This window comes from Nguyenibacter vanlangensis, from assembly GCF_013376155.1.
GTDB classification, from domain to species: domain Bacteria; phylum Pseudomonadota; class Alphaproteobacteria; order Acetobacterales; family Acetobacteraceae; genus Gluconacetobacter; species Gluconacetobacter vanlangensis.
The window spans coordinates 1-1,024 of the sequence record NZ_JABXXP010000885.1; the positions used below are offsets into that span (position 1 = coordinate 1).

Annotated in this window: 2 protein-coding genes; both read left to right on the top strand. The window is 71.7% G+C overall.

What is annotated here, in order from left to right:
• On the top strand, positions 1 to 322 hold a 322-nt coding region (locus tag HUK84_RS19875), incomplete at its 5' end, for a DNA polymerase III subunit chi (protein WP_176641744.1).
• Between the two features lie 47 nt (positions 323 to 369).
• Positions 370 to 1,024: aldo/keto reductase (locus tag HUK84_RS19880; RefSeq protein ID WP_176641745.1), on the top strand; the 655-nt coding region annotated here is incomplete at its 3' end.

A 1,024-nucleotide genomic window follows, 5' to 3' on the forward strand; every position in this document is an offset into this window, starting at 1 on the left:
CCGCGCGCTGGACGACGCCCTGTGGCAATCCGCCGACCCGGTCTGGCTGCCGCATGGCAGCGCCGCCATGGGCCATGGCGCATTGCAGCCGATCTGGCTGACCGACGGGCAGGACGTGCCCAACGGCGCGACCTACCTGTTCCTGGTCGATGATCTCGATTGCCCCGACGCCGCCGCGTTCGAACGCGTCTTCGACCTGTTCGACGGCGGCAACCCCGACGCCGTGGCCGCCGCCCGCCTTCGCTGGACCGCGGCGCGGGCAGGGGGGCACACCCTGGTCTACTGGCAGCAGCAGGCGAAAGGATGGGCCCGCAAGGGCTGACCGGACCACCCACCCGACCGCGCACCGCAGCAGAAGGACGATCCGCCATGATGGGCTCCGTCACCTTCCCCGATGGGACCACGATACCCGCCCTGGGCATGGGCACCTGGACCCTGGGCGATCGCGCCGACCGCCGCGCGCGGGAAATCGCCGCCCTGCGCGCCGGCCTCGACCAGGGGCTGAAACTGATCGATACGGCCGAGATGTACGGCAACGGCCGCTCCGAAACCCTGGTGGGCGAGGCCATCGCCGGCCGCCGCGACGATGTCTGCCTGGTCACCAAGGTGCTGCCCTCCAACGCCTCGCGCCGCGCCATGCCCGCCAGTTGCCGCGCCTCGCTGCGCCGCCTCGGCACCGACCGGATCGACCTCTATCTGCTGCACTGGCAGGGCGGCATCCCGCTCGACGAGACGGTCGAGGCGTTCGAGCGGCTGAAGCAGGACGGGCTGATCGGCGCCTGGGGCGTGTCGAATTTCGACGATGACGACATGGCGGCCCTCTCCCGCCTCGCGCCGGCCGGCGCCTGCGCCGCCAACCAGATCCTCTACAGCCTCGATTATCGCGGCGTGGAATTCGACCTGCTGCCGGCCGACAGGCGGCGCGGCGTCGTCACCATGGCCTATTCGCCGCTGGGGCAGGGCGGGGAATTGCTGCGCGCGCCCGTGCTGGCGCGAATCGCCGCCCGCCACGAAACCGCCCTGG